A 25,007-nucleotide genomic window follows, 5' to 3' on the forward strand; every position below is an offset into this window, starting at 1 on the left:
CGGAGCATGGCAGGATTATTGGCCGCTCCACCGCCTCACGCTCGCAAAATCAGGTTTTTGGTTTTGGTTTTCGTGAGGCACCCCGGACAAATCGGGGAGCGTCTTGTTGTCTTGCCCATGTTTCGTCAGCCCGCCGGGCCGAAACAGTGCCTGATTTTGAGCCGGGACATGCACATGGGGTGCCTGTCCGGTGCGGGCACACTGAATAGTCACGCGGTCGCTACGCGCCGCGCTCCGGGCTGTTCAGCAGAGATGGAAAGACGAAACACATGTTTGATCACCACAAAGTCGAACTCAACTGGGGCGGCCAGCCGCTCACCCTCGAGACCGGCAAGATCGCCCGCCAGGCCGATGGCGCCGTGCTCGCCACCCTCGGCGAAACCGTGCTGCTGGCCACCGTTGTCAGCGCCAAGACCGCCAAGCCGGGCATCGATTTCTTCCCGCTGACCGTCAACTACCAGGAAAAATACTTCGCCGCCGGCAAGATCCCGGGCGGCTATTTCAAGCGCGAAGGCCGTCCGACCGAGAACGAGACCCTGACGTCTCGCCTGATCGACCGCCCGATCCGTCCGCTGTTCCCCGCCGGCTACAAGCACGAGACGCAAGTTGTCGTCACGGTTCTCCAGCACGACATGGAAAACAATCCGGACGTGCTGGCGATCGTCGCTGCCTCCGCAGCGCTGACCATTTCGGGCGTTCCCTTCATGGGCCCGATCGGCGCTGCCCGCGTCGGCTATGTGGATGGCAAGTACGTCCTCAACCTCGCCGTCGACCGTCGCGCTGATAGCAAGCTCGATCTGGTCATGGCCGGCACCGACGACGCCGTGCTGATGGTGGAATCCGAAGCCCAGGAGCTGAGCGAAGAAGTCATGCTCGGCGCCGTGATGTTCGGCCATGCCGAGTCGCGCAAGGTCATCGCTGCCATCATCAAGCTGGCCGAACTGGCCGCCAAGGATGCCCGCGATTTCGAGGCCGAGGATCACTCCGCTGTCGAGACCGAAATGCTGGGCGTTGTCGAAGCCGAGCTGCGCGCCGCCTACAAGATCACCAAGAAGGAAGACCGCTACGCTGCGGTTGACGGCGTCAAGGCCGTGGCCAAGAAGCATTTTGCCGCTCGCGTCGAAGCCGGCGAACTCTCGGCTGAAGACGTTGGCGCGGTGTTCAAGCACCTGCAGGCCAAGGTCGTCCGCTGGAACGTGCTCGATACGGGCCTGCGCATCGACGGTCGCGATCTGACCACCGTGCGTCCGATCGTTTCGGAAGTCGGCGTTCTGCCGCGCACCCATGGCTCGGCCATCTTCACCCGTGGCGAAACCCAGGCGCTGGTCGTTGCCACGCTGGGCACCGGCGATGACGAGCAGTACATCGACTCGCTCGAGGGCACCTACAAGCAGAACTTCCTGCTGCACTACAACTTCCCTCCATATTCGGTGGGTGAAGCTGGGCGCATGGGCTCCCCGGGCCGCCGCGAAATCGGCCATGGCAAGCTTGCATGGCGCGCCATCAACCCCATCCGTCCTTCGGTCGAAGAATTCCCCTACACCATTCGCGTGGTGTCGGAGATCACCGAGTCCAACGGTTCCTCCTCGATGGCCACCGTCTGCGGCACTTCGCTTGCCCTGATGGATGCCGGCGTGCCGATGAAGCGTCCGGTGGCGGGTATCGCCATGGGCCTGATCCTGGAAGGCGAGAAGTTCGCCGTCCTCAGCGATATCCTGGGTGACGAAGATCACCTCGGCGACATGGACTTCAAGGTGGCTGGCACCGAAGAGGGCGTTACGTCCCTTCAGATGGACATCAAGATTGCCGGTATCACCGAGCAGATCATGCAGATCGCGCTTGAGCAGGCCAAGGGCGGCCGCATCCATATCCTGGGTGAAATGGCCAAGGCGATCACGGCGTCGCGTTCGCAGGTCGGCGAGTTCGCCCCCCGCATCGAGACCATGAAGATCCCGACCGACAAGATCCGTGAAGTGATCGGCACCGGCGGCAAGGTGATCCGCGAGATCGTCGAAAAGACCGGCGCCAAGATCAACATCGAAGACGATGGCACGATCAAGATCGCCTCCAGCGATGGCGCGCAGATCGAAGCCGCGATCAAGTGGATCCGCTCGATCACCGACGAAGCCGAAGTCGGCGCCATCTATCAGGGCACCGTCGTCAAGACCGCCGATTTCGGCGCGTTCGTGAACTTCTTCGGCGCCAAGGACGGCCTCGTCCACATCAGCCAGCTGGCCGAAGCCCGCGTTGCCAAGACCACCGACGTGGTCAAGGAAGGCGACAAGGTCTGGGTCAAGCTGTTGGGCTTTGACGAGCGCGGCAAGGTCCGCCTGTCCATGAAGGTCGTCGATCAGGCGACCGGCAAGGAAGTCGCCCAGGGCGAAGCCGCCGAGTAATCTCGACGCGTTCAAGCATCGGGCCCGGACAGCGATGTCCGGGCCTTTTTTGTTTGGGAGAGATAGATGTTCAACGCGCTGATACCAGAACTGGCTGTTCGCAATTGCGCTGCCAGCCTGCGCTTCTATCGCGACGTGCTGGGCTTTGCGGTGGTCTACGAGCGCCCCGAAGAGGGTTTTGCCTTCCTTCAGCTCGGCGCTGCCCAACTCATGCTCGACCAGATCGGCGCAGGGCGCACTTTCGGCGCTGTTGGACCCGATACCCCGCTTGGCCAGGGACTGAACCTGCAGATCACCGTGGTGGCGCTCGATCCTATGCTGACCGCGCTCGCCGAGGCTGGCGTTACATTGCTGTTGCCCCCAGAGGTGCGCAGCTATCGGCGGGGCGAATCAGCGCTGCTGCAGCGCCAATTTGTGGTCGCCGATCCTGACGGCTACCTGCTGCGGTTCTGCGAATCGCCCCGTGTTGTTGCCGCAACACCCCTTTGACGTTCACAAAGTTGCGATCCGGCGTGGCCCAAGTCGGGCGGTTGACGAGTGATGCTTTCTTGCACTCGACAACGCACCCCGCCGCCGCATACGTCATTAGTTAATCAGAACAACCGCTTACCAAAGGACCGAGACGTGATCAGCCGCCGCCTCTTTATGATCGCAATGCCTCTGACGCTTGCCGCTTGCGCCACCGGTGGTCGTAATCGCGTCGCCGAAGGTCCTCATATCGACCCACAATATGTGGCGATGTATTCGACCCCCGCCAATGAGCCCTTCGCCATTCCGCCAGTCGATCTGCGCCGCGTCGATCCGCAGTGGTGGCGCCAGGAAGTCGCCTATACGGGCGGCGAAAAGCCCGGCACCATCGTCATCGATACCCCCGGCCATCACCTCTACCTGGTCCAGGCCGGTGGCACCGCCATGCGCTACGGCGTTGGCGTCGGCCGCGAGGAAGCCCTGCAGTTCAAGGGTCGTGCCAGCATTGGCCGCAAGGCCGAATGGCCGACCTGGACGCCCACAGGCAACATGATCCGCCGCGATCCGGATCGCTACGCGGCCTATGCGCGTGGCCTGCCCGGTGGGCTGGAGAATCCCCTCGGCGCGCGCGCGCTCTATCTCTATCGCGGCGGCAGCGACACCCATTTCCGCCTGCATGGCACCACGGAGCCCTATTCGATCGGCACCAACGTGTCCTCGGGCTGCATCCGCCTGATGAATCAGGACATTGTCGATCTCTATGGCCGCGTGTCGACCGGCGCCCAGGTCATCGTCAAGAGCTAACCCCATCTCCAGGTCATTCCCGCGTGAGCGGGAACTTTGTTTCGGCTTCCGTAGTCACCCGAAGCGACGATCTCCGCTCCCGCGGGAATAACCTGGACACCAGAGGCCCAGTCTTCGGACTGGGCCTTTTTCTATTTTGGCTGGGCCGCAGGCATCTTGCGCTGGGCCAGCGCCTTGACGGCTTCGAATTCTATCGCGTTGGAGAAGGCCCGCTGGGGCACGACCATGCCCTCCCGCCGGCTGAGCACGAGGAAAAGGTGCTTGGGCTTGACGACAACCCGACGGAACACGGACCACTCGAGTTGGGAGCTCCGACCCGGGACCGACGTCGTCAGCCCGGCTTCGTCGATGACGATATCGACATGTTGATCGGCAATGGACAGGCCCCTGTAGAGACGCATCGCCCGCAGCAGCGTCAGGTTGGGCATCAGTGCGATCAGCACGAGGCCCGCCAGCAGCACTCCATAGACGGAGAACGGCACCTCGTTGAAGGTGACGAGGTCTGTCACGGCCTGCACAAACTGCGGCCAGTTTTTGCTCATCAAACCCATAATCAGCACGAAGAGCGAAATCCAGGCCGTGACGAGAATGGTCCGCACCCCCCGCTGTGGTTGATCCAGCGTCCGGACCATCGCCAGGTAGTCATCGCGGGTGATGGTGTAGTGGCCAGTAAAACTGGCTGGCAGGTCGGTTTCGGTCATGGCGGGGCTCAAACAAAAAGGGCACGGATTGCTCCGTGCCCTTCTAATTGTCTGGCGATGAACCCTGGCTGACGCTTAGAGCGTGCGCTGGATGGTCTCGACGCGGAAGCATTCGATGACGTCGCCGGCGCGCATGTCTTCGTATTTCTCGAAGGCCATGCCGCATTCCTGGCCGGTCTGGACTTCCTTGACTTCGTCCTTGAAGCGCTTGAGCGTCGACAGCTTGCCTTCGTGCACCACGACGTTGTCGCGGATCAGGCGCACGCCGGCGCCGCGTTCCACGATACCATCGGTGACGCGGCAACCCGCGACCTTGCCGACTTTGGAGATGTTGAACACTTCCAGGATCGTTGCATTGCCGATGAAGGTCTCGCGCCGTTCGGGCTTGAGCAGACCGCTCATCGCCGCCTTCACGTCATCCACAAGGTCGTAGATGATGTTGTAATAGCGGATTTCGATGCCGTCGCGCGTCGCCAGATCGCTCGCCTGCTTGTTGGCACGAACGTTGAAGCCAATGACGATGGCACTCGATGCCGCCGCCAGGGTCACGTCCGACTCGGTGATGCCACCGACTGCCGACATCAGGATCTGCGCCGAAACTTCATCGGTCGACAGCTTGTTGAGCGAAGCGGTGATCGCTTCGACCGAACCCTGCACGTCGCCCTTGATGATCAGCGGGAACTTGGCAATGCCGGCAATCTTGAGCTGATTCATCATCTGCTCAAGGCTGGTGGCGCCGCCGCCTGCCGTCTTCTCGCGAATGGCGCGCTGACGGTATTCGGTGACTTCACGGGCACGGGCTTCCGACTCGACGACCGAGAAGCGGTCGCCAGCATTCGGCACGCCGGTAAAGCCCAGCACTTCGACAGGAACCGACGGGCCGGCATCCTTGACCTGCTCGCCCTGATCGTTGATCAGCGCACGCACGCGGGCAAACTCGGTGCCGGCAACGACGATGTCACCGATCGCCAGGGTCCCGCGCTGCACCAGCACCGTCGCCACCGCACCGCGGCCGCGATCGAGCTTGGCCTCGATGACCAGACCTTCGGCGCGGCCATCGCGGGCCACCCGCAGTTCGAGCACTTCGGCCTGCAGCAGGATGGTTTCGAGCAGCTTGTCGAGACCTTCCTTGGTCACGGCCGACACTTCCACGTCCAGCACGTCGCCGCCCATCGATTCGACGAACACTTCATGCTGCAGCAGTTCGGTGCGAACGCGCTGCGGATTGGCCGATGGCTTGTCCATCTTGTTGATGGCCACGATGATCGGAACGCCGGCCGCCTTGGCATGCTTGATCGATTCGATCGTCTGCGGCATCACGCCGTCATCCGCTGCCACCACCAGAACCGCGATATCGGTCGCTTGCGCGCCACGGGCACGCATGGCGGTGAACGCCTCGTGGCCCGGGGTATCGAGGAAGGTGATCTTGGCGCCGTTCTTGACCACCTGATAGGCGCCGATGTGCTGGGTGATGCCACCGGCTTCACCCGAGACGACATTGGCTTCGCGGATCGCGTCGAGCAACGAGGTCTTGCCGTGGTCGACGTGGCCCATGATGGTCACGACCGGCGCGCGATCGGTCAGATCTTCGGCCAGATCGTCGGACGGCACGTCATAGAGGCCTTCTTCCACGTCGGCATCGGACACGCGGCGTACCGTGTGGCCCAATTCGATGGCGATCAGTTCGGCGGTATCGCTGTCGATCACGTCGTTGATCGTCGCCATCGTGCCCTGGGCCATCAGCATCTTGATGACGACCACGGAGCGCTCGGCCATGCGGTTAGCCAGTTCCTGCACCGTGATGGCCTCAGGAATGATGACTTCGCGGCTGAGCTTGGGCGCGGACTGCTGGTTGCGGCCCATCTTCTTGTCGCGGCGGCGGCGCATGGCGGCCAGCGATGGCCCCTTGTCGCGATCGCCCTCGACGCCCGCATTGGTCACCGTCAGGCGGCCACGCGCATTGGCTTCGTCGCCACGGCGAACCGGGCGTTCGGGAGCCGCACGCGCAGCGCGGCGGGCATTTTCCAATTCGGCTTCCGTCGTCGGCCGGGCCGAAGGCGCGCCGGTACGGATCTTGCGACCATCGGCTTCGCTCGGCGGGGCGGGCGGCACATTGCCGATCGGCGCCATGCCGGCACCAGCCGGACGCGTCCGCGCATCAGCGGCGGGACGGCCAGCGGTACCCGATGGGCGGGCACCAGCGCTTGGACGCAGCGCTGCACCAGCACCACGTTCGCTTTCCGGACGGGCATTGGGATTGGGTCGATCGCCAGCGGGGCGGGTCGACACGGGGCGCGGCGGCTGACCGGGACGGCCGGCGACCACACGCACGCTGGACGGGCCGGCATTGCGCTGCGATGGCGGCACAAACGGGGCTGCGGGAGCAGCTTCGGTCGGACGCGCCTGCGGGGCAGCACTGGCTTCGGCCGGACGGGCTTCAGCCGGGCGCGCTGCTACCGGAGCACTTGCGACAGGCGCTGCTGTCTCAGCTGCAACAACGGCTGGCGCGGCAACAGGCTCTGCCGCTTCAACCTGCGGCGCTGGAGCCTCTTCGATAACGGGCGCTTCGCTGGCGCGACGCTCTTCATCCTGGCGGGCAGCGTCTTCGCGAACCTGGCGGCGACGCGCATCGTCTTCGACGCGGCGCGCTTCCTCGGCGGCGAAACGGGCCTGGTCTTCGGCAGCGCGGGCACCAGCCTCACGCAGCACATTGCGGCGGGCTTCGGCCTCGGCGGCCGAAAGGCCCGCTACCGGACGCTGGCTCTGGACCGGCCTGGTCTGGGGTGGACGCTGGCTCTGCACGGGGGCGCCGCTGCTGGGCGTTGCCACCTGCGGACGCTGCGGCGCGCCACTGGGAGCGCCCGGCGTTGCAACGCGGCGCGTGCGCTTTTCGACAACCACGGTGCGCGACTGCGGACGTGCCATGCCGGGGCGACTGCCGAGGCCCGGCCCGCCCTTCAATGTCAGCGTCTTCTTGCCAGCGCCAGAGGTGTCGTCGGTGCGCTTGTCGTCGTTATCAGCCATGTATCTCGCGTCTCTATCTTGTCTCGTCTGGCAAAACGTCACCGTCAACCGCGTGGCGGCCGGTGTCATTTTCCCTCGGTTTGGCGCTGTAACGGGCCAGTCGCCTGGCTTTTTCGAGCGCCGCTTGGGCTGCCGCCCCTCTTATGAGCGCAGCATGTATCACATTTTCGAGCCCGAGTGCCAAACCCAATTGCTCACTGGAGAGCATTTCGAAATGAGGTATCTCGAATCCTACTTTTTCGTCTTCCCGCGCCGCATGGTGGAGGGCTTTTAAGGGCCCCGTCATCTTGCTGCGCCCATCGGGGGAGGCGTCGCTTGCGGTGATCAGGGCGATCAGATCGCCCTTTTCCAGCAAGGCACGCACCTTGGTCGCCCCGAAGGTGAACTGACCGGCCTTGCGGGCCATGCCCAGCGCCGCAAACAGGCGCTGTTCCAGCCGCAAGTAAGTCAGTCCCGGCAGGTCGTCGGGCAGAGTGACCTCTTGCTTGAGGCTCCGTCCGAACACTTTCTTCTTCACCGCCTCCGCCACGGCGTCGCGGCTGAGCGTGATCCACACGCCCCGCCCTTCGGCCTTGGCCTCGGTATCGGGCACCAGCACCCCGTCGGGGCCGAGCACGAAGCGGATCAGCTCCGGGATCGGCAATTCCGCCCGGGTGAGGGCGCATAGCCGCGTCGTATCCTGGCGCCGACCCACCGGGCGGCCCTCGTCAACGTCCGCGTCAGACGGATTCTTCTGCAACCTCGCCAACTTCCTCGACGGGCTCGGCGTCGGCTTCGATCCAGCCGGCTTTGATGCGGGCCTGCATGATCATGTCTTCGGCTTCTTCGCGAGAGACCGGGAAGTCCTTGAAGGTGCCTTCAAAGCGCTTGGTCTCGCCGTCCTTGCGTTCACTCCAGCCGACGAGATCGTCAGCGGCGCAACCGGCAAAGTCGTCGACGGTGCGGATCTCTTCCTTGCCGAGAGCCACCAGCATGGCGGCGGTCAGCCCGTTGATCTCATAAAGCTCGTCCGCAACGCCCAGCTTGACGCGCTCTTCATCATGCGCCCGGTCGATGGCCGCAAGATATTCGGTGGCGCGGTTCTGGATTTCGCCAGCGGTTTCTTCGTCGAAACCCTCGATGGTGGCGATTTCATTGACGTCGATATAGGCCAGTTCCTCGACCGAGGAGAAGCCTTCGGAAGCCAAGAGTTGGGCAACCATCTCGTCAACGTCAAGGGCGGAGATGAACAAAGTCGAGCGTTCGGTGAATTCCTTCTGGCGCCGTTCGCTCTCTTCCTGCTCGGTGAGGATGTCGATATCCCAGCCGATCAGCTGCGAAGCGAGACGCACGTTCTGGCCGCGGCGGCCAATGGCCAGCGACAGCTGTTCGTCGGGAACCACGACTTCGATGCGCTCAGCCTGCTCGTCGAGCACCACCTTGGCCACATCGGCCGGCTGCAAAGCCGAAACCACGAGGTCCGCAATGGTGTCGGTCCACGGAATGATGTCGATCTTTTCGCCCTGCAGTTCGGCGACGACCGCCTGCACGCGGCTACCACGCATACCCACGCAAGCGCCGACCGGATCGATCGACGAGTCGGAGGAGGTCACGGCGATCTTGGCGCGCGAACCCGGATCGCGGGCGATCGAGCGGATGGTGATGATGCCATCGTAGATCTCGGGCACTTCCTGCATGAACAGTTTTGCCATGAACTGCGGATGGGTGCGGCTCAGGAAAATCTGCGGCCCGCGCTGTTCGCGGCGCACGTCATACACATAGGCCCGGACGCGATCGCCATAGCGGAACATTTCGCGCGGGATCAACTCGTCGCGGCGGATGATGGCTTCGCCACGACCCAGGTCGACGATCACATTGCCATATTCGACGCGCTTGACGGTGCCGTTGACGATCTCGCCGATGCGGTTGAAATATTCGTCATACATGCGCTCGCGTTCGGCATCGCGCACCTTCTGCACGATCACCTGCTTGGCCGACTGGGCCGCAATGCGGCCGAATTCCATCGGCGGCAGCGGCTCGGTCAAAAAGTCGCCGACCTTGGCGGTCGGGTTCTTGGGCAGGGCATCCTTGAGCGATACCTGGCGGTTGTTCTCTTCGACCGTCTCGACGATTTCCAGCAGGCGCCACATGCGGGTTTCGCCCGAGCGCGGGTTGATCTCGACCTTGATTTCGGTTTCGGCGCCGTAGCGGCCCTTGGCGGCCTTTTCCATCGCGTCCTGCATGGCTTCGATCACCACCATGCGGTCGATCGATTTCTCGCGGGCAACGGCATCTGCGATCTGCAGCAGTTCCAGTCGGTTCGCGCTAACGGCCATTAGTTCAACTCCTCGGAGGTCGGTTCGTCCGTATCGGTAATTTCGATCGTTTCGGTTTCGTCGTCGTCAATCGGGTGAGCTTCCTGATCGATGCGCGCCTTTTCCATCAGGGCATCGGTCATCACCAGTTTAGCTTCGGCCAACAGGCTGAGGGACAACTTATGATCGGGATCGGTCCCGGCCGGTGCGTCGGGCACCGTGATGGTGAAGCTGTCGGCATCGGCAGCCTTGATTGTGCCGCGGAAGCGCTTGCGGCCATTGACCATGTCGCCCAGCTCGACCCGTGCCTCATGGCCGACATAGGCGATAAAATCGCGCGCCCGCACCAGCGGCCGGTCGATGCCGGGGGAGGAGACCTCGAGGTGATATTCGCGATCGATCGGATCTTCGACGTCCAGCGCCGGCGACACGTCCTTGCTCAGCTTTTCACAATCCACGATGGTGAAGCGCCCGGTCTCGTCTTCGGCCATGATCTGCAGCGTGCAGCCATTTTCCTGGGTGATCTTGATGCGCACCAGCGCATAGCCCAGCCCATTGGCCACCGGCTCGACAATCGCCGCCACGCGGGCTTCGAGCCCGGTCTGCTTGATGTAACGCGGTTCGGTAAGGTTGAAGCTCATCGGTCCTTGGGTAATAAAAAAGAGCGGGGCCGGGAGGCTCCCACTCTGCAAACTTGCTGAGATGTTGTGGTCTATATAGCGCCGAACGCGGAAAGCCGCAAGGGCGGGCTACTTCTCCCAGGTCACGCTCGACACATCGGCGCCCAGCTCTTCCAGCGCGCCGCGCAGGTCCCTGACCATCGGATCGGGCCCGCACAGATAGAAGTTCTGTTGAAAGTCGGAGATGTGGCCGTTGAGGAAATCCACGTCGATCCGCTCCTGCAGCAGTTTGCTCTTGGGATCGCCGGTGACGGTCCACAGCGTTTCCAGCCCATCCATCGCCTCGAACTCATCGCGCAGGATGATGTCCTTCTCGGTTTGGTTGGAGACAATCAGCCGATTGCCCTTGAGCCCGCCCTTGGCCTTGAGGCTGCGCAGGATGGCGATGAACGGCGTCACGCCCGCGCCGCCGGCAATAAAAGTGCCGACCCCCTTATATTGAATGGTGCCCCACACATCGCGCAGCAGCAGGCTGTCGCCGGCTTCCAGACCCCACAGCGCATTGGTAACGCCCGGATGGTCGCGGTAGCTCTTGATGGTGAACTCCAGCGTGGGCTCATCTTGCAGGCTCGTGAAGGTGAACGGCCGCTTCTCGTCGCGCCAGTCATCCTTGTCGATACTGACTTCGGTGGCCTGCCCAGGGCCGAAATGAAAATTTTTCGGCTTTTCGACACGATAGTGTCGCACATTATGAGTGACCATTTCGGTCTTCAAAATCTTGACGCTGGTGGGCATGGCGGTCTCCTTTGAGGGGATACGCGGGGACCTTGAATTGGTTCCAGCCCCCCTCAAAGCCCCGGCCCGCAATCCGTCACTTCCATGATACGCAGTGTCTTGCGGGATACCGGGTATCTCCACAACGCCTTGATTTCTTTATGAAAACCATCGGTATCTTGACGCAAACGTCAAGGGCAGATTCCATGAATCTTTGATCTTGCGAGGGGCCAGACCCACGATCATCTACGGTGTGTTCAAACGAAAGGAACACTAAAATGATCAAGTCCGCAATCATCGCTCTCGTCGCCGTTGCTGCCATGGGCAGCGTCGCTGCTCCCGCTTTCGCCGAAACCGGGACTACCAATGAGTCCAATCATGCCGATGGCAATTACCTGAATACCGACGCCGTCCTGGCCCGCCTGCATGAGCAGGGCGTCAACGCCACTTCGGTCGAACATTGGGGCACGCTGCTTCGCGCCTTCGTGGTCCAGGCCGACGGCAGCAAGGTATCGCAGCTGTTTACGCCTGATACCCTCAAGCCCGTTACGCTCTAAGCTTCGGACATAGCGTCAACCACGCGTTGGAGCGTCCGCGCTCCACACTGACTGACCGTCCAGGCGCCGCCGGCTTTGTCCGACGGCGCCGGAACGGGAAGGTCGAAAATTCAGTCGTGATGGCTGCTGATCAGGCGGATGACCGCCCCTTCGCCGGCCGCATCGAATCGCTCGCGGGCGGCCTCCACCGACCTGCGGTGCTGAATGGCGAACTGCCGCCAGCTATCGGCCAGATCCAGCAGGTGATGGCCCAAATCCGTCAGCTCATAATCCACCCGCGGTGGAATGGTGGGGAACAGGGTGCGCGAGATGAACCCGTCGCGCTCCAGATCGCGCAGTGTCGCGGTGAGGGTTTTCTGCGAAATGCCCCCAATATCGCGGCGCAATTCATTGAAGCGTCGCTTGTCGGTGCGCAGTCGCGTGATCACGATCAGTGTCCATTTGCCCGGTTTGACCACCAGCATTTCGTCTGGTTCGTTGGGGTCGAGAGCATAGTGGGACATGGCGGCCTCGTCGTCTGTTAACCCCGATATGGGTCATTGCCCGCCGGCTTCCAGAGCCAGGGGGAATTAAACTTTGACAAGAGGGCGGTAACACTGCGTTCGACGTTTAGGGGTTAACGTCGCGTAAACGTGAAATAAAAGCTCACCATCCGCCCTTCGCGCCGGGCCTTTTGCTCGTAGCGCGTGGCCTGCCAGCCGGGATAAGGCTGGTGCCAATCCCCCGCCTGCCCGGGCTCGAAGCTGAAGTCCGGCGCCCGCAAGATATGAGCCAGCGTCCAGTTGGCGTAGTCCTCGATATCGCTGGCAAAGTGGAATGCGCCGCCGGGCCGGATCACCCGCGCCAGCTCGGCCAGAGTTGTCGGCGAGACGAAGCGCCGCTTGTGATGGCGCGTCTTGGGCCAGGGATCGGGATAGAGCAGGTAGACCTCGTTGAGGCTCGCATCGGGCAGCGCCATCAGCAGCTTGAGGGCATCATCGGTATAGAGCCGGACATTGCCCAGGCCCTGCGCATTGATCGCCTGCACCATCTTGCCGATGCCGCCGGTGAACACTTCACACCCGATATAGCCGGTTGCAGGATGGCGAGATGCCTCCAGCGCCAGATGCTCGCCGCCCCCATAGCCGATCTCGACGATGATTTTTTCGGCGTCGGGAAACAGCGTTTTGGGATCGAGCTTCCCGTCGAGCTTGATTTCGAGCTCCGGCAGCGTGGCGTCGAATTCGGCTTGCTGGCCGCCATGCAGCTTTTTGCCGGAGCGGCGGCCGAAAAAGGCACGCGGTTCGCCCGAGCGGGTCTTGGGGAGTTCGTGGTCGGTCATGGTGTGGCTCCATGGTGCCACGCCCCCGTGGTTCGAGGGTCGCTGCGCTCCCGCCTCACCATGAGGGCTGTTGAAGCACCGGGAATAAAGTAGCCCTCATGGTGAGGTGCGAGCTCTCGCGAGCCTCGAACCACGAGGGCGTGGCAGTTTTGGCGCCGCTTACTTCACTGCAGCCTTGAGGGCGCTGACCAGGTCGGTCTTTTCCCAGGAGAACGAGCCATCGCGACCCGCCTTGCGACCGAAATGGCCATAGGCGGAGGTCTTGGCATAGATGGGCTTGTTGAGGTCGAGATGGGTGCGGATGCCGCGCGGGGTCAGGTCCATGACCTTGCCCAGGGCGATTTCCAGCTTTTCCTCGTCCACGGTGCCAGTGCCATGCAGATCGACATAGATCGACAGCGGCTGCGCCACGCCGATGGCGTAGCTGAGCTGGATCGTGGCGCGATCGGCGAGACCCGCTGCGACCACGTTCTTGGCCAGGTAGCGGGCCGCATAGGCTGCCGAACGGTCGACCTTGGTGGGATCCTTGCCCGAAAACGCGCCGCCGCCATGCGGAGCCGCGCCACCATAGGTGTCCACGATGATCTTGCGGCCGGTGAGGCCCGCATCGCCATCGGGGCCGCCAACCACGAACTTGCCGGTCGGGTTGACGTGCCAGACGGTGTCCTTGGAAATCCAGCCTTCCGGCAGGGCCTCGCGGATATAGGGTTCGACGATCTTGCGCACATCGGCCGAGGTCAGCGACGCATCGATATGCTGGGTCGACAGCACGATCTGCGTCACGCCGACCGGCTTGCCGTTTTCGTAGCGCACGGTGACCTGGCTCTTGGCATCGGGGCCGAGCACCTTGGCGGGGCCGGTGCCTTCCTTGCGGGCAATGGTCAGGATTTCGAGAATCTTGTGCGCGTAATAGATCGGCGCCGGCAGCAATTCGGGGGTCTCGCGGCTGGCATAGCCGAACATGATGCCCTGGTCGCCAGCGCCCACGTCCTTGTTGCCATTCTCATCGACGCCCTGCGCGATATCGGCCGACTGGCCGTGCAGCAGCACGTCGATCTTGGCCGTCTTCCAGTGGAAACCGGCCTGCTCGTAGCCGATGGCGCGGATAGCCTTGCGGGCAGCAGACTTGAACTTGGATGGATTGACCACCGGATTGCCCGCCGCGTCATGCAGGATCTTGCCGTCCTTGTCCTTCTTCAGCAGCGTCTCGGGGACGCGCACTTCGCCCGCGATGACGACGCGGTTGGTGGTGGCGAGGGTTTCACAGGCGATGCGCACATTGGCCGGGTTCATCCCGGTTTTCTTGGCCTCGCGGAACACCAGATCGACGATCTCGTCGGAAATCCGGTCGCAGACCTTGTCGGGATGGCCTTCGGAAACCGATTCCGAAGTGAAGAGATAGGATGAACGGGCCAAGGTGAAGTTCCCCAAAATGCCAAAAATGCCGAAAAACACGCTATTCTGCCGGGTTTGTGACACTTGGCCCGGTCCCGGTCAAGCGGGATATAAAGAAAGCTTGATATGTGTGATGGCTCGATCGGAGAAGAAAATGCCAGTGCCTAAGCGGCGGGCGAGCCTCTACTCACCCCTTGCGCCGCCGCCCCCTCGCGGCCACGGCCGAAATCAGCAGCCCCAGCAACAGCGCCACCAGCAGTGGCCAATACCGCACTTGCGCAAACATCGTGCTGCCCAGCCGCTCGTGCGGGCTGATGTCGAGCACGGCCATTTCCTGCGGCGCCAGTTGGGCGGTGATGCGGCCGAACGGGTCGGTGGCAAAGGTCAGCCCGGAATTGGCGGCGCGGATCAGGCTCATGCCTTCCTCGACGGCGCGGAGCCTGGCGTGGTGCGCATGTTGGGCCGGTCCGATCGAGCCGTCGAACCAGGCGTCATTGGTGACGTTGAACAGATAGGCCGCACCCGCCGCATCGCCCAGATCGCCCGAGAACAGGATTTCGTAGCAGATCAGCGCCAGGAATGGGGGCGCGCCGGGCAGGCTCATCAGCCGCCGCTTGGCATCGCCATGGGCCCAGCCATTGGCGCCGGGCACGAACTGCTTGATGCCCAGCTTGGCGAAAAACTCCTGGAACGGCAAGAATTCGCCGAACGGCACCAGATGCGACTTGTCGTAGCTGGTGACCACTTCGCCATTGGTATCGATGGCCAAGATCGCATTGAACGGGGGCGCCTGGCTGCCATCGGGCTGGTATTGTTCGCGCGGCGCGCCAGCCAGCAGCGTCGTGGTCGGCGGCAACATGCGGGCAATCCGCGCCAGCGCGTCGGGATATTGGCTCAAAAAGAACGGCAAGGATGATTCGGGCCACACCAACTGGGTGATATCGGCCAGGCCCTTGTCCTCGGGGCCAGTCTGCATTTCCGAGAGCATCAGGAGTTTATCGATCAGCGCCACCGGATCGACATGGCTCCAGTCGGCATGATCATAGATCAGCGGCTGCACCAGCCGCATTGCCACGTCGGTGCGCTCGGGCGTTTCGGGTTCCCGCAGCCGGTTGAAGCCGTAGCCGAGCTGCGCCGCCAAAATCGCGATCGACAGGAAAAAAGGGAACAGGCGTCGGCTGAGCGTCCGGCCGTCGGCCGGCCAGATCAGCGCCGGCGTCATCGCCAGCAGCGCCGCCAGCAGCGTCAGCCCATAGACGCCGATCACCGAGGCCAGCTGCATCAATTCGTCCGTGCCGGTCAGCGAATAGCCCAGCAGATCGAACGGAAACCCGGTCAGCACATGGCCGCGCGCCCATTCGGCGATGGTTAGAAACGTCGCCAGCGTCACGATGCGCCAAGCCCCATTGGACCAGAACAGGTGCGCCGCGGCGCTCGCCAGGCCCCAGAAAAACGCGATCAATGCCGCCAGCGCCAGGATGGCGAACGGCATCAGGGCAATCATCATCCCGCCCTCGATGAAGAAGGCAGCGCCCAGCCAGTGGAAGGCGACGGTGAAATAGCCCCACCCAAAGGCGAAGCCGATATTGAAGGCCGGCCCGAACACCAGCCGCCAACCACGCCGCCGCTCGGCGCCATCGAGGCACCAGACCCAGATCGGGAAGGTGATGAACAGGGCCGGCAAGATGAACCAGGGCGGGATCGACAATGCCGCAATGGCGCCGGCGATCACCAGCAGCAGGAAACGCCGCCAGCCATGGCTGAGCATGGCGGTTTCGGCCAGCCAGGTCATGGCGCGGAGGTCCGGGGCGAATCAGAATGCATAGGGGCAAAGTCGCTGCCGGGGGCAGGGGCGTCAAGGCGGGGTTGCGGCGGGTTGGTGGCTTCAGAGGGCAGACACCCTCATCCGGCGCTGCGCGCCACCTTCTCCCCGACGGGGAGAAGAATAGAAGGATCGCTGCGCTCTCAGGATTCCTCTCCCCGTCGGGGAGAGGGTGGCCGAGCGAAGCGGAGGCCGGGTGAGGGTGCCTTCCGCCTCGACTCCGCGCGGCACTCGGGCTAGAGCGGTGCCATGTCCTTGCCCATCACGCTCGCCATCGACACCGCCGCGCCGCGCCTGCAACTCGCCGTGCTGCGCGCCGATGGCACCACCGATATCTCCATCGACGATATCGCAACCGGCCACGCCGAATTGATCTTCGACCGTATCGCCACGCTCCTGGCCCGCAACAATCTCGGCTATCCCGATCTCGGCCGCGTCGCCGTCACCACCGGTCCTGGCTCCTTCACCGGCCTGCGCATCGGCCTGTCGGCCGCTCGCGGCATTGCGCTGGCGCGCAACATTCCCGCCATCGGCATTCCAAGCCTTCTGGCCCTGTCGCTGTCCGCCAGCGGCCCATCGACCGTGCTGCTCGATGCGCGGCGTGACGAAGCCTATTTCCAGATGTTTGTTGGGCCGGGACAGCCGATCAGCAAAGCGGATATCGTGCCCATGGCGATCGCCCAGGCCGCGATCGTGCCCGGAACCACGCTAATCTCCTCGCCTTTTGTCGATATCGCTCTGGTGGCGCGCTATGGCGCTGCGGCCGATCCGAGCCTACATCCACCTGAACCCGATTATGTGCGCGATGCCGATGCCAAGCCGCAATCGGCGGCGCGCATTGCGAGGCTGACGCCATGATGAAACTCTGGATGGCCCCCGGCGGCCTGCATATCGAACCCGGCCAGTCCAATGATGCGGGCGATTTGGCGCGCATCCACGCCAAGGGGTTTTACCGCGGCTGGCCGCGCGAGGAATTCATCGGCTTTCTCACCGAGCCGTCGACGCCGCTCTACGTGGCCTGCGACGCCAAGCGCCGCATTGCGGGTTTCGCGCTGATCCGCCACGCTGCCGACGAGGCCGAATTGCTGACCATCGCGGTCGACCCGAAATGGCGCGGCAAGAAGGTTGGCCAGGCGCTGTTGCGCGCCGCCTTCGAGGATTTGCTGCTGACCCCGGCCCGGCGCATGTTCCTCGAGGTGGACGAGCAGAACGCCGCCGCGATCCGCCTTTATACCAACCAGGGCTTTGTCCGCGTCGGAACGCGCAACGGCTATTACCCACGCCCGGACGGATCGGCGGCCACCGCGCTTGTCATGGCACGCGATCTTGGATAACCCCGTTTGATGGGTATGCATTTTGGGGCAATCGCGTGAGCAAGAGCCAGACCGATCCGACGCTCGAGGAAGCCTGCGTCGCCAAGGGCATGCGCATGACCGACCAGCGCCGCGTCATCGCCCGGGTCATCGAGGCTGCCTCCGACCATCCCGATGTCGAGGAACTCTATCGCCGCGCCTCGGCCGTGGACGACCGCATTTCGCTGTCGACCGTCTATCGTACCGTCAACCTGTTCGAAGAGGCGGGCCTCGTCACCAAGCACGATTTCAAGGACGGCCGCGCCCGCTTCGAGCTGATCCCCGACGAACACCACGATCACCTGATCGATATCCGTTCCGGTAAGGTCATCGAGTTCCGCAACGAGGAAATTGAGGCCATCCAGGACGTTATCGCCCGCAAACTGGGCTATCGGCTGGTTGATCACCGCCTCGAGCTTTATGCCGTGCCGCTGGAGGTAAAAGACAAGGACGGCAAGCCATGATGCTGTTTCGCTCGCTGTTCTTCGTCTTCGTCTACATTCCCGTGCTGATCGTCGTCATTCCGGCGCAAGCGTTGGTCAATGCGCTGCACCTACCGTTCTGGAACGTCATTCCGCGCTTTTTCCACCGCGTCGGCTGCATCTTCCTCGGCCTGCGGGTTCGGGTCATCGGCCAGCCGGCAACCGGCCGCGCGACGCTGCTGGTGTCCAACCACATCTCCTGGACCGATATTATCGCCATCGGCTCGGTGGCCGATGTCACCTTCGTGGCCAAGCGCGAAGTGGGCGAGTGGTTCTTCGTCGGCATGATGGCGCGGCTGCAAAAGACCATCTTCGTCGATCGCACCCGCCGCAGCGATGCCGTGCGCACCAGCCGCGAAATGGGCAAGCACATGGCCGGCGGCAACGCGGTGCTGCTGTTTGCCGAAGGCCAGTCCGATATCGGCACCCATGTGCTGCCGTTCCGCTCCGCCCTGGTGGGCGCGGCCCAGATCGCCATGATCGAGGCCGGCGCCACCGATGTGCTGATCCAGCCGCTGACCATCGCCTATACGCGGCTGCAGGGCCTGCCGGTCAGCCGCAACGAGCGGTCCTTGATCGCCTGGGTCAAATCCAAGTCGCTCAAGCAGAACATAAGCGAAATCCTCTCCGGCGGGGTCAAGGACGTTACCGTGGCCTTCGGTACGCCTATGGCGCTGGGCGAGGGCGCCGACCGCAAGGCGGTGAGCAAGGCCGCCGAAAACGAGGTGCGGCGCACGCTGGTGGCGCTCAATCGCGGCCGGGACCTGCCCGACATCGCCGCCTGACCGCGGAAAGATAAAACCCCACGGGTTAAGCCTAACGACGGCCTCCGCTTGGGCGTTAAGCTTTGATTAGCTATATCGTCGGCACGGTTCAGGAGGCGACGATGATGGTGATGATCGGACAGATATTGGCGATGTGGCTGATTGTCGGCTGGACCATCGTGTGGTTCGTGCGCGACGAGAAGCGTCGCTACGACGCCGTGCTTCGCGCCAAGGCCATGCACTTCGCCAAGGCCCCGCATTACCGCCATCCCGAGCCCCAAGAGCCGGAAATCTTCGGGCTCTAAGGCCCTCTCGCCGCTAACATTCAATTGCCGCCCCTGGGCCACGCCGCCACGGTGCATCTAGACTCGCCGTTGCGCTGTTTCGCTGCATTGGTTTCCCCACCCACCGCCCTTCCCGCGGGCTTGACCCGCGGGCCTCTCGCCACTCGTGCCAGATTGAGGGTGGCCCGCGGATCAAGTCCGCGGGAAGGCGGAGATGGGATGCGCGGTTGTGAGAAGGCGATAACTGGGCGCCGATTTGGAGCTCGCCCACTCCAATGGCAAATTCACCTACCCCAGATTGGCCTTGAGCCGCGTCACGATGGCGGCGGCCTTGAGCATCAGTGCCATGTCCACGTCGCCCTCGCTCTTGGACTCGGCGAATTGCGCCCAGACCGGAATGAACAGTTCGTGGTCTGTCTCGTGGCCATCGAGGCTTTCGCGCAGGATCACGCGCACCTTGCCGGTCACCCTGCCCTTGAGGTGGGGGTGGTCATGTTTTTCAGTCACGGCAATGTCGATCAGTTCATGCGGCAAGGCTTTGGCTCCTGTGGGAGCCCCCGCGCCGGAAACTAGTCGCGGATGGTTCACGCCTCCTTAACGGCGCATGCCGCCCGGAAGTTCTCCACAGTGGAACTTATTCTTACCCTGTGCCCGCCGCATCACACCTTTACGGCATGTTCCACCCTGCCGGCATCGCCGAAAAGGCGCAGATAGCGGGCGATTTCCTCCGGCGTCCCGGTGGCCTTGGCCGGATTGTCGCTCAGCTTGACCGCCGGATGCCCATTGGCCTCGCTGACCTTGATGACGATCGAAATCGGATCGAGACCGGTATTGAGATCGGGCGAGCAGCCCTCGAAGTCATTGGTCAGGTTGGTGCCCCAGCCAAAGGCCATGCGCACCTTGCCGTCGAAATGCAGGTACGCTTCCTCGATCATGTCGACGTCCAGCCCGTCCGAGAAAATCAGCAGCTTTTCGCGCGGATCGCGGCCGCGTTCCTTCCACCAGGCGATGATGCGCTCGCCGCCCTCGATGGCGGGGGCACTGTCCGGCCGGAACCCGGTCCAGTCGGCGACCCAGTCGGGCGCGTGCTTGAGGAACGAATCGGTACCAAAAGCGTCTGGCAGCACGATCTTGAGATTGCCGCCATAATAGCTCTCCCAGTCCTGCAGCACCTGGTAGGGCGAGGCGATCAGCTGTTCGTCGGTTTTCGACAGCGCGGCCAGCACCATCGGCAGCTCGTGCGCATTGGTGCCCAGCGCTTCGAGGTCATTGTCCATCGCCAGCTTGACGTTGGAGGTGCCGCTAAAGGCCTCGCCAATGCCTTCCTTGAGCGCCTCGACGCACCAGCGTTGCCACAGGAACGAGTGGCGGCGGCGGGTGCCGAAATCGGAAATCTTGAGATCGGGCAGCTTTTGCAGCCGCTCCACCTTTTCCCACATCTTGGCCTTGGCGCGGGCATAGAGCACGTCGAGCGCGAATGGCCCGTAATGCTTCATCGCCGCGCGACTGCGCAGCTCGTTGATGATCGCCAGCGCCGGGATTTCCCACATCGAGGTTTCGAGCCACGAGCCGGCAAATTCCAGCACGAACTGCCCGTCGCGCTTTTCGAGGTGGTATTCCGGCAGGCTGAATGTTTCGAGCCATTTCAGGAACCCTGGCTCGAAAATCTGCTGGGAGCCATAAAAACTGTTACCCGCCAGCCAGATCATTTCCTTCTTGGAAAACCGCACGCTACGGGCGTTGTCGAGCTGGGCGCGCAATTCCTGCTCGTCGATTTCCTCGGCCAAAAGCACGGTTTTGGTGCGGTTGATCAGCGAGAAGGTGGCGTTGACCTTGGGATAGAGCCCCCAGATCATCTGCAGCATGAGCAGCTTGTAGAAGTCCGTGTCGAGCAGGCTCCGCACGATCGGATCGAGCTTCCAGGTGTGGTTGTAAACCCGCCGGGCAATATCGGTATACGTCGCCATCGGGATCCCGCCTGCTCAAAAATGCGCCACGCTTTTAGCGTGCTGAAGCCATGATGGAAAGGTGCGGAACGGCCAGAACCGTTCGGTTGGGAGTGAGTGGCTCAAGGATTTTGGGCCTACTCTCGCCCCAGTTGAAACCGCTCGAACCGCCCCAGCGCGTCCTCGATCGCCGCCTTCACCTCGACGCTCTGGTCCTCCAGCCACGTCCATTTCTGCACCAGCAGTTTACCCGCCGCGCGGTCGGTCTTCAAATCCAGCGCCGCGACGATGCGGTCGCCTACCAGCACCGGCAGGGCGAAATAGCCGTACTGGCGCTTGGCCGCCGGCACATAGGCCTCGAAAATATGATCATAGCCGAAAAACGCGCTCAGCCGCTTGCGCTGGATGATCAGCGGATCGAACGGCGACAGGATATGCACCAGTCCCGCCGGTTCGTGCACCGCCTCCAGCACTTCGGGCGCCACCCAGTGCTGCGCTTTCGGCACATGCTCCAGATGCACCGGCACCAGCAGCTTGCGCCGCACCCGGTTCTCGATCAGTGCCCGGACCGCCGGCTTGCTGGGCGCGTCGAGATGGCAGATTGAATCCAGACCTACGACACCCTGCGATGTCAGCGCCCGCTCCAGCAGGTACTCGGCCACCTGTCTTGAGCTTGGCGGCTTCGGCGCTTGCTCCCAGCCGAAATGCCGCTCCATCAGCTCGTAGCTCTTGAGCATGCCCTGGCGGGCGCTGATCGTTACCAGGCCCTGGTAGAACGCCAGTTGCAGCGCCCGCTTGGACGGCTTGCGGCTGGCCCAGGGATGATCCTTTTCCACCAGTTCGTCATCGTCGATATCGCGGATCGACAGCGCCCCATCACTCTTGATCCGCTTGATCACTTTCTTGATCTCGGCCGGGGTGACGCTGCCGAACCAGCCGCCACCTTTGGCCCGATAGGCCTTCATGGCCGGCAGGAAAAACCGCAGGTCGCGCGTCGGCACATAGGCCAGCGCGTGGGTCCAGTATTCGAACACCGATTTATCCACCGACTGCGCCTGGGTCAGGTGCGCGCGCCGATAATCGGGGATGCGGGAGTAAAGGATGTGATGGTGGCAGCGCTCGATCACATTGATGGTGTCGATCTGCACATAACCCAGATGCTCGACCGCCCGCCGCGTCGCCTCCGGTCCCTCGCCGAACGGATTGGACGTATCCAGCCGCTGCGCCCGCAGCCAGATGGCACGAGCAAAGGCAGGTTCGATGGCATGAGAGAGTTTTTTGGCTGACACTGCGAAATCCTGCGCAATATGCTGGAGGTGAATGGCCGTAACGGCGGGAGGAAGACTATCCGCGACGCAGCTCAAATTAGCCTGTTCAAAGCCATTCGCGCCATCCTGCTCGACCAATGGGACCCCATCGGCATTACCGAAACCGGTGGCCCGCCGGGCGAATATGACAGTTACGTCTGGCCCATCGTTGCCATGGTTCAGCGCGCCGCAACACCCGAAAACATCGCCGCCCACTTGCTGCAGGTCGAGCGTTCATCGATTGGCCTGCCCGGCGACGAGGCCCGCAGCCTGGCCGTGGCGCGGCTGCTGGCCGTCCTGCCGCAATCCCGATGACAATCCATGCGACGCAACAGTTTTCACCAGACCGCGCAACGGCTATGACAATCTCATGAACCGAATCGCAATTCTGGCTGCCTGGCTGGCGCTGATCATCATCGCCATCATCACCGTCGGGCCTATCGACATGCGCCCGGTCAGCGGCGCACCACCGCAATTCGAACGCGCCGTGGCGTTCATGATTGTGGGGTTCCTGTTTGCCCTGGCCTATCCGAAACACATCTGGTGGGCCGTGCTGGTGGTGGTCTGCGCCACCTTCGGGCTGGAATTGCTGCAAAACCTTCGTCCGGATCGCCATGGCCGCGAGGCCGACGCCCTCGCCAAATTCGCCGGCGCCGCCATGGGACTGGCGATCGGCTGGCTCGTTGACCAGATCATCGCGCGCCGCGCGAGGTGACCTTGTCCACAACCGCGAAGGCTCACGACGCCTCACTATTCGCGGCGCCATTCCAGCGCATGCGGGAACCCACTCGGATGACACCGAATAGGTTCCCGCGTGCGCGGGAATGACGTGGTAGTTTTCAGGGCCTCCCATCGTTTCGTAAACAATGAAAGACTGTCGGAACGTTGCATATGCCGGCTAAACCGGATTGCAGATTCAATCGTGTTTGTGGATGACATCAGTCCGTCTACGCTGCGTTGCAGCTACGACGCGACAGCCTTCGCCTGATTGTTCCGCGCAACCTCGTCATGCCCTATCGGGCCTGCCGAGCCGAAGCCGCGGAGCAGCGAAGGCTGGTGGAGCCTAGCGGGATCGAACCGCTGACCTCTTGCATGCCATGCAAGCGCTCTCCCAGCTGAGCTAAGGCCCCATTCCATGGGCGTCCGGCGGGATGTTTCCCTACCGACGCGTGGCGCAACCTAGTGTAGGCTTCCCGCACACGCAAGTGCCTATTTGACACTTTTTTGTATCCCCGGTTTGAGCCTCAAACCGGGGAAAAATCGTTATGAATCAGCGGTCGTCGTCGCCGCCGACGTCAAAGGCGAGGTCGTCATCATCGTCTTCTTCTTCGAGGAACACGTCTTCCTCGTCGTCGGCCAGCTCTTCGTCAACTTCGACGTCGACGTCCTCGGTATCGGGAATTTCTTCCTCGCCCGATTCTTCGGCGTCGGCGTCTTCCAGCGACACGATCTCGGGCGCTGCGACGTCTTCGACTTCCTCTTCTTCTTCCGTCTCGTCTTCCTCGTCAGCGACCTTGCGGACGATGGCCGGGGCGGGCTTGGCGGCTAGGACCGTCTCGAAATACGAGCGCGGATAGGATTTGCCCGTATAGGGGGACACGATCGGATCGTTCCCCAAATCATAGAACTTCTTGCCCGTCTCCGGGTCGGTGCGTTTGGTGCCGCGTTCGGAACTAGCCATCGAGGTTCCTTATTGAATGGGCGGGCTGCGCCCGCTTGGGATCGAATGGGCGGGCAAGCCCGCTTTGGATCGAAAAATGTGCGCGGGCCGGGCCCGCTTCGGTCAGTCCGGTTAGGGGGAAACCATAACCCTGTCAAACCGAAAATGCGCAGACCCGCCCCGCGTTGCAATGTCGGGCGCACCGGCCATCTTCGCCCAGCCTCGTCCATAAGCAAAGCTCCGGCTCCAGTCTGCTGATCGACCCGATAGGCTGTCACGCGTCACGACGACAAGAATTTTCCGGATTGGGCTTTCTCCGGGCCTGCTGATTGTGCCAAAGGATGAGCCGACCAGCTAAGGGGGACTGCAGGTGATCATCGCCGTCGATGGACCCGCCGCTTCGGGCAAGGGCACGCTCGCCAGCGGGCTGGCCCGGCACTACCGTCTGCCCTATCTCGATACCGGCCTGCTCTACCGCGCCGTCGGCCGGGCGGTGGAAGCCTATGAGAACAGTGACGAGTTCGAGGAGCGCGCCATTGCCGCCGCCATGACGCTGGACGAAGGCGATATCGATCCTGAATTCCTGCTCAGCGCCAAGATCGGCACGCTCGCCTCCAAGGTCGCGGTGATCGGCGCGGTGCGGCGGGCGCTGTTCGACTATCAGCGCGACTTTGCCACCCAAGACAGCGGCGCCGTACTCGACGGCCGCGATATCGGCACCGTGATCTGCCCGGAAGCCGACGTAAAACTGTTCATCCAGGCCGATAGCAAATCGCGCATGGAACGCCGCGCCCGCCAGCTCGAAGCGCGCGGCCAGGCCGTTGACAGATACGCCCTCTATCACCAGATAGAAGAACGGGACGCCCGTGACATGGCCAATCCCAACGGCGGCTTTTATAAAGCGGATGACGCGCACTTGCTCGACACCACGCTTCTCGATATAGAAGCCGCACTCCGTGCCGCCATCGCGATTGTCGATGGAACCATGGCGCGCAAGGCAGAACTCCAAAAGTTCTAATTTCCTCCTTGCGGCTTT

Annotated in this window: 26 protein-coding genes and 1 tRNA gene; 12 read left to right on the top strand and 15 right to left on the bottom strand. The window is 62.8% G+C overall.

Annotation, left to right across the window (positions count from 1 at the left end; all coding sequences use genetic code 11):
- The first annotated feature begins 269 nt into the window (after nucleotides 1–269).
- The 3 genes from pnp to JWR51_RS19985 all read left to right on the top strand — a co-directional run bounded on the left by pnp (nucleotide 270) and on the right by JWR51_RS19985 (nucleotide 3,668).
- Complete coding sequence (gene pnp / locus JWR51_RS19975; protein WP_299751731.1) at nucleotides 270–2,396, top strand: polyribonucleotide nucleotidyltransferase; 2,127 nt, start codon at nucleotides 270–272, stop codon at nucleotides 2,394–2,396.
- A 66-nt stretch (nucleotides 2,397–2,462) separates the two neighbouring features.
- The gene (locus tag JWR51_RS19980; RefSeq protein WP_299751734.1) at nucleotides 2,463–2,885 is read left to right on the top strand and encodes a VOC family protein; all 423 of its coding nucleotides are present in this window, start codon (nucleotides 2,463–2,465) and stop codon (nucleotides 2,883–2,885) included.
- Between the two features lie 135 nt (nucleotides 2,886–3,020).
- The gene (locus JWR51_RS19985; protein WP_299751737.1) at nucleotides 3,021–3,668 is read left to right on the top strand and encodes a L,D-transpeptidase; all 648 of its coding nucleotides are present in this window, start codon (nucleotides 3,021–3,023) and stop codon (nucleotides 3,666–3,668) included.
- 131 nt (nucleotides 3,669–3,799) lie between these two features.
- Here JWR51_RS19985 and JWR51_RS19990 read toward each other — a convergent pair whose 3' ends face one another.
- From JWR51_RS19990 to JWR51_RS20015, 6 genes are all read right to left on the bottom strand, one after another.
- On the bottom strand, nucleotides 3,800–4,369 hold the full coding sequence (locus JWR51_RS19990) for a YcxB family protein (protein WP_299751740.1): 570 nt from the start codon (nucleotides 4,367–4,369) through the stop codon (nucleotides 3,800–3,802).
- Nucleotides 4,370–4,444: 75 nt separating this feature from the next.
- Entirely contained in the window at nucleotides 4,445–7,393 is a 2,949-nt protein-coding gene (infB, locus tag JWR51_RS19995; protein ID WP_299751743.1) for a translation initiation factor IF-2, read from the bottom strand.
- 13 nt (nucleotides 7,394–7,406) lie between these two features.
- Complete coding sequence (locus JWR51_RS20000; protein ID WP_299751746.1) at nucleotides 7,407–8,087, bottom strand: RNA-binding protein; 681 nt, start codon at nucleotides 8,085–8,087, stop codon at nucleotides 7,407–7,409.
- Between the two features lie 25 nt (nucleotides 8,088–8,112).
- On the bottom strand, nucleotides 8,113–9,708 hold the full coding sequence (nusA, locus tag JWR51_RS20005) for a transcription termination factor NusA (protein WP_299727484.1): 1,596 nt from the start codon (nucleotides 9,706–9,708) through the stop codon (nucleotides 8,113–8,115).
- On the bottom strand, nucleotides 9,708–10,328 hold the full coding sequence (gene rimP / locus JWR51_RS20010) for a ribosome maturation factor RimP (protein ID WP_299751749.1): 621 nt from the start codon (nucleotides 10,326–10,328) through the stop codon (nucleotides 9,708–9,710). The genes nusA and rimP overlap by 1 nt, the downstream gene beginning before the upstream one ends.
- 108 nt (nucleotides 10,329–10,436) lie before the next feature.
- Complete coding sequence (locus JWR51_RS20015) at nucleotides 10,437–11,102, bottom strand: FAD-binding oxidoreductase (protein ID WP_299751752.1); 666 nt, start codon at nucleotides 11,100–11,102, stop codon at nucleotides 10,437–10,439.
- A 257-nt stretch (nucleotides 11,103–11,359) separates the two neighbouring features.
- Here JWR51_RS20015 and JWR51_RS20020 point away from each other — a divergent pair, with 257 nt between their 5' ends.
- Nucleotides 11,360–11,638, top strand: a complete 279-nt coding sequence (locus tag JWR51_RS20020; RefSeq protein WP_299751755.1) for a hypothetical protein — start codon at nucleotides 11,360–11,362, stop codon at nucleotides 11,636–11,638.
- Between the two features lie 110 nt (nucleotides 11,639–11,748).
- Here the strand turns inward: JWR51_RS20020 and JWR51_RS20025 are convergent, their stop codons facing one another.
- From JWR51_RS20025 to lnt, 4 genes are all read right to left on the bottom strand, one after another.
- Nucleotides 11,749–12,141 carry a helix-turn-helix domain-containing protein gene (locus JWR51_RS20025; RefSeq protein WP_299751758.1) on the bottom strand — a complete coding sequence of 131 codons (393 nt, stop codon included), beginning with the start codon at nucleotides 12,139–12,141 and terminating at the stop codon, nucleotides 11,749–11,751.
- A 113-nt stretch (nucleotides 12,142–12,254) separates the two neighbouring features.
- Nucleotides 12,255–12,959, bottom strand: a complete 705-nt coding sequence (trmB, locus tag JWR51_RS20030; RefSeq protein ID WP_299751761.1) for a tRNA (guanosine(46)-N7)-methyltransferase TrmB — start codon at nucleotides 12,957–12,959, stop codon at nucleotides 12,255–12,257.
- A gap of 159 nt (nucleotides 12,960–13,118) precedes the next feature.
- The gene (gene metK, locus JWR51_RS20035) at nucleotides 13,119–14,375 is read right to left on the bottom strand and encodes a methionine adenosyltransferase (RefSeq protein WP_299751913.1); all 1,257 of its coding nucleotides are present in this window, start codon (nucleotides 14,373–14,375) and stop codon (nucleotides 13,119–13,121) included.
- A gap of 166 nt (nucleotides 14,376–14,541) precedes the next feature.
- Nucleotides 14,542–16,146 (bottom strand): apolipoprotein N-acyltransferase, encoded by a 1,605-nt coding sequence (gene lnt / locus JWR51_RS20040; protein ID WP_299751764.1) that lies wholly within the window; start codon nucleotides 16,144–16,146, stop codon nucleotides 14,542–14,544.
- Between the two features lie 279 nt (nucleotides 16,147–16,425).
- Between lnt and tsaB the strand changes: the two genes are divergently transcribed.
- The 5 genes from tsaB (at nucleotide 16,426) to JWR51_RS20065 (ending at nucleotide 19,079) form a co-directional block, all read left to right on the top strand.
- Complete coding sequence (gene tsaB / locus JWR51_RS20045) at nucleotides 16,426–17,034, top strand: tRNA (adenosine(37)-N6)-threonylcarbamoyltransferase complex dimerization subunit type 1 TsaB (RefSeq protein ID WP_299751768.1); 609 nt, start codon at nucleotides 16,426–16,428, stop codon at nucleotides 17,032–17,034.
- Nucleotides 17,031–17,510 (top strand): GNAT family N-acetyltransferase, encoded by a 480-nt coding sequence (locus JWR51_RS20050; RefSeq protein ID WP_299751771.1) that lies wholly within the window; start codon nucleotides 17,031–17,033, stop codon nucleotides 17,508–17,510. The genes tsaB and JWR51_RS20050 overlap by 4 nt, the downstream gene beginning before the upstream one ends.
- An 89-nt stretch (nucleotides 17,511–17,599) precedes the next feature.
- The gene (locus JWR51_RS20055; RefSeq protein ID WP_299751916.1) at nucleotides 17,600–17,992 is read left to right on the top strand and encodes a Fur family transcriptional regulator; all 393 of its coding nucleotides are present in this window, start codon (nucleotides 17,600–17,602) and stop codon (nucleotides 17,990–17,992) included.
- The gene (locus JWR51_RS20060; protein ID WP_299751774.1) at nucleotides 17,989–18,795 is read left to right on the top strand and encodes a lysophospholipid acyltransferase family protein; all 807 of its coding nucleotides are present in this window, start codon (nucleotides 17,989–17,991) and stop codon (nucleotides 18,793–18,795) included. The genes JWR51_RS20055 and JWR51_RS20060 overlap by 4 nt, the downstream gene beginning before the upstream one ends.
- A gap of 62 nt (nucleotides 18,796–18,857) precedes the next feature.
- Entirely contained in the window at nucleotides 18,858–19,079 is a 222-nt protein-coding gene (locus JWR51_RS20065) for a hypothetical protein (RefSeq protein WP_299751777.1), read from the top strand.
- Nucleotides 19,080–19,346: 267 nt separating this feature from the next.
- Here JWR51_RS20065 and JWR51_RS20070 read toward each other — a convergent pair whose 3' ends face one another.
- The 3 genes from JWR51_RS20070 to JWR51_RS20080 all read right to left on the bottom strand — a co-directional run bounded on the left by JWR51_RS20070 (nucleotide 19,347) and on the right by JWR51_RS20080 (nucleotide 22,293).
- Nucleotides 19,347–19,592, bottom strand: a complete 246-nt coding sequence (locus tag JWR51_RS20070) for a hypothetical protein (protein ID WP_299751780.1) — start codon at nucleotides 19,590–19,592, stop codon at nucleotides 19,347–19,349.
- Between the two features lie 125 nt (nucleotides 19,593–19,717).
- Complete coding sequence (gene pncB, locus JWR51_RS20075) at nucleotides 19,718–21,025, bottom strand: nicotinate phosphoribosyltransferase (RefSeq protein ID WP_299751782.1); 1,308 nt, start codon at nucleotides 21,023–21,025, stop codon at nucleotides 19,718–19,720.
- Nucleotides 21,026–21,141: 116 nt separating this feature from the next.
- Nucleotides 21,142–22,293: a crosslink repair DNA glycosylase YcaQ family protein gene (locus JWR51_RS20080; protein WP_299751785.1), complete on the bottom strand. Its 1,152-nt coding sequence runs from the start codon at nucleotides 22,291–22,293 to the stop codon at nucleotides 21,142–21,144.
- An 18-nt stretch (nucleotides 22,294–22,311) separates the two neighbouring features.
- Between JWR51_RS20080 and JWR51_RS20085 the strand changes: the two genes are divergently transcribed.
- Complete coding sequence (locus JWR51_RS20085; RefSeq protein ID WP_299751788.1) at nucleotides 22,312–22,626, top strand: hypothetical protein; 315 nt, start codon at nucleotides 22,312–22,314, stop codon at nucleotides 22,624–22,626.
- Nucleotides 22,627–22,681: 55 nt separating this feature from the next.
- Complete coding sequence (locus tag JWR51_RS20090) at nucleotides 22,682–23,026, top strand: VanZ family protein (protein WP_299751791.1); 345 nt, start codon at nucleotides 22,682–22,684, stop codon at nucleotides 23,024–23,026.
- Nucleotides 23,027–23,365: 339 nt separating this feature from the next.
- Here the strand turns inward: JWR51_RS20090 and JWR51_RS20095 are convergent.
- Both JWR51_RS20095 and JWR51_RS20100 read right to left on the bottom strand, forming a co-directional pair.
- Nucleotides 23,366–23,441, bottom strand: a tRNA-Ala gene (locus tag JWR51_RS20095).
- Nucleotides 23,442–23,581: 140 nt separating this feature from the next.
- The gene (locus tag JWR51_RS20100; protein WP_299751794.1) at nucleotides 23,582–23,992 is read right to left on the bottom strand and encodes a TIGR02300 family protein; all 411 of its coding nucleotides are present in this window, start codon (nucleotides 23,990–23,992) and stop codon (nucleotides 23,582–23,584) included.
- A gap of 349 nt (nucleotides 23,993–24,341) precedes the next feature.
- Between JWR51_RS20100 and JWR51_RS20105 the strand changes: the two genes are divergently transcribed.
- Nucleotides 24,342–24,989, top strand: coding sequence for a (d)CMP kinase (locus JWR51_RS20105; RefSeq protein WP_299751797.1), 648 nt, complete (start codon nucleotides 24,342–24,344; stop codon nucleotides 24,987–24,989).
- The last annotated feature ends 18 nt before the right edge of the window (nucleotides 24,990–25,007 follow it).

The sequence above is a fragment of the Devosia sp. genome (assembly GCF_028290625.1).
Taxonomy (GTDB): Bacteria; Pseudomonadota; Alphaproteobacteria; order Rhizobiales; family Devosiaceae; genus Devosia.

Coding starts and splice junctions, on each gene's coding strand:
- pncB (WP_299751782.1), bottom strand. CDS start 21,025: ATGGCGACGTATACCGATATTGCCCGGCGGGTTTACAACCACACCTGG.
- JWR51_RS20085 (WP_299751788.1), top strand. CDS start 22,312: ATGCTGGAGGTGAATGGCCGTAACGGCGGGAGGAAGACTATCCGCGAC.
- nusA (WP_299727484.1), bottom strand. CDS start 9,708: ATGGCCGTTAGCGCGAACCGACTGGAACTGCTGCAGATCGCAGATGCC.
- pnp (WP_299751731.1), top strand. CDS start 270: ATGTTTGATCACCACAAAGTCGAACTCAACTGGGGCGGCCAGCCGCTC.
- JWR51_RS20055 (WP_299751916.1), top strand. CDS start 17,600: ATGCGCATGACCGACCAGCGCCGCGTCATCGCCCGGGTCATCGAGGCT.
- trmB (WP_299751761.1), bottom strand. CDS start 12,959: ATGACCGACCACGAACTCCCCAAGACCCGCTCGGGCGAACCGCGTGCC.
- tsaB (WP_299751768.1), top strand. CDS start 16,426: ATGTCCTTGCCCATCACGCTCGCCATCGACACCGCCGCGCCGCGCCTG.
- JWR51_RS20025 (WP_299751758.1), bottom strand. CDS start 12,141: ATGTCCCACTATGCTCTCGACCCCAACGAACCAGACGAAATGCTGGTG.
- JWR51_RS20060 (WP_299751774.1), top strand. CDS start 17,989: ATGATGCTGTTTCGCTCGCTGTTCTTCGTCTTCGTCTACATTCCCGTG.
- JWR51_RS20100 (WP_299751794.1), bottom strand. CDS start 23,992: ATGGCTAGTTCCGAACGCGGCACCAAACGCACCGACCCGGAGACGGGC.
- JWR51_RS20020 (WP_299751755.1), top strand. CDS start 11,360: ATGATCAAGTCCGCAATCATCGCTCTCGTCGCCGTTGCTGCCATGGGC.
- infB (WP_299751743.1), bottom strand. CDS start 7,393: ATGGCTGATAACGACGACAAGCGCACCGACGACACCTCTGGCGCTGGC.
- JWR51_RS20050 (WP_299751771.1), top strand. CDS start 17,031: ATGATGAAACTCTGGATGGCCCCCGGCGGCCTGCATATCGAACCCGGC.
- JWR51_RS19990 (WP_299751740.1), bottom strand. CDS start 4,369: ATGACCGAAACCGACCTGCCAGCCAGTTTTACTGGCCACTACACCATC.
- JWR51_RS20015 (WP_299751752.1), bottom strand. CDS start 11,102: ATGCCCACCAGCGTCAAGATTTTGAAGACCGAAATGGTCACTCATAAT.
- JWR51_RS20090 (WP_299751791.1), top strand. CDS start 22,682: ATGAACCGAATCGCAATTCTGGCTGCCTGGCTGGCGCTGATCATCATC.
- rimP (WP_299751749.1), bottom strand. CDS start 10,328: ATGAGCTTCAACCTTACCGAACCGCGTTACATCAAGCAGACCGGGCTC.
- JWR51_RS19980 (WP_299751734.1), top strand. CDS start 2,463: ATGTTCAACGCGCTGATACCAGAACTGGCTGTTCGCAATTGCGCTGCC.
- lnt (WP_299751764.1), bottom strand. CDS start 16,146: ATGACCTGGCTGGCCGAAACCGCCATGCTCAGCCATGGCTGGCGGCGT.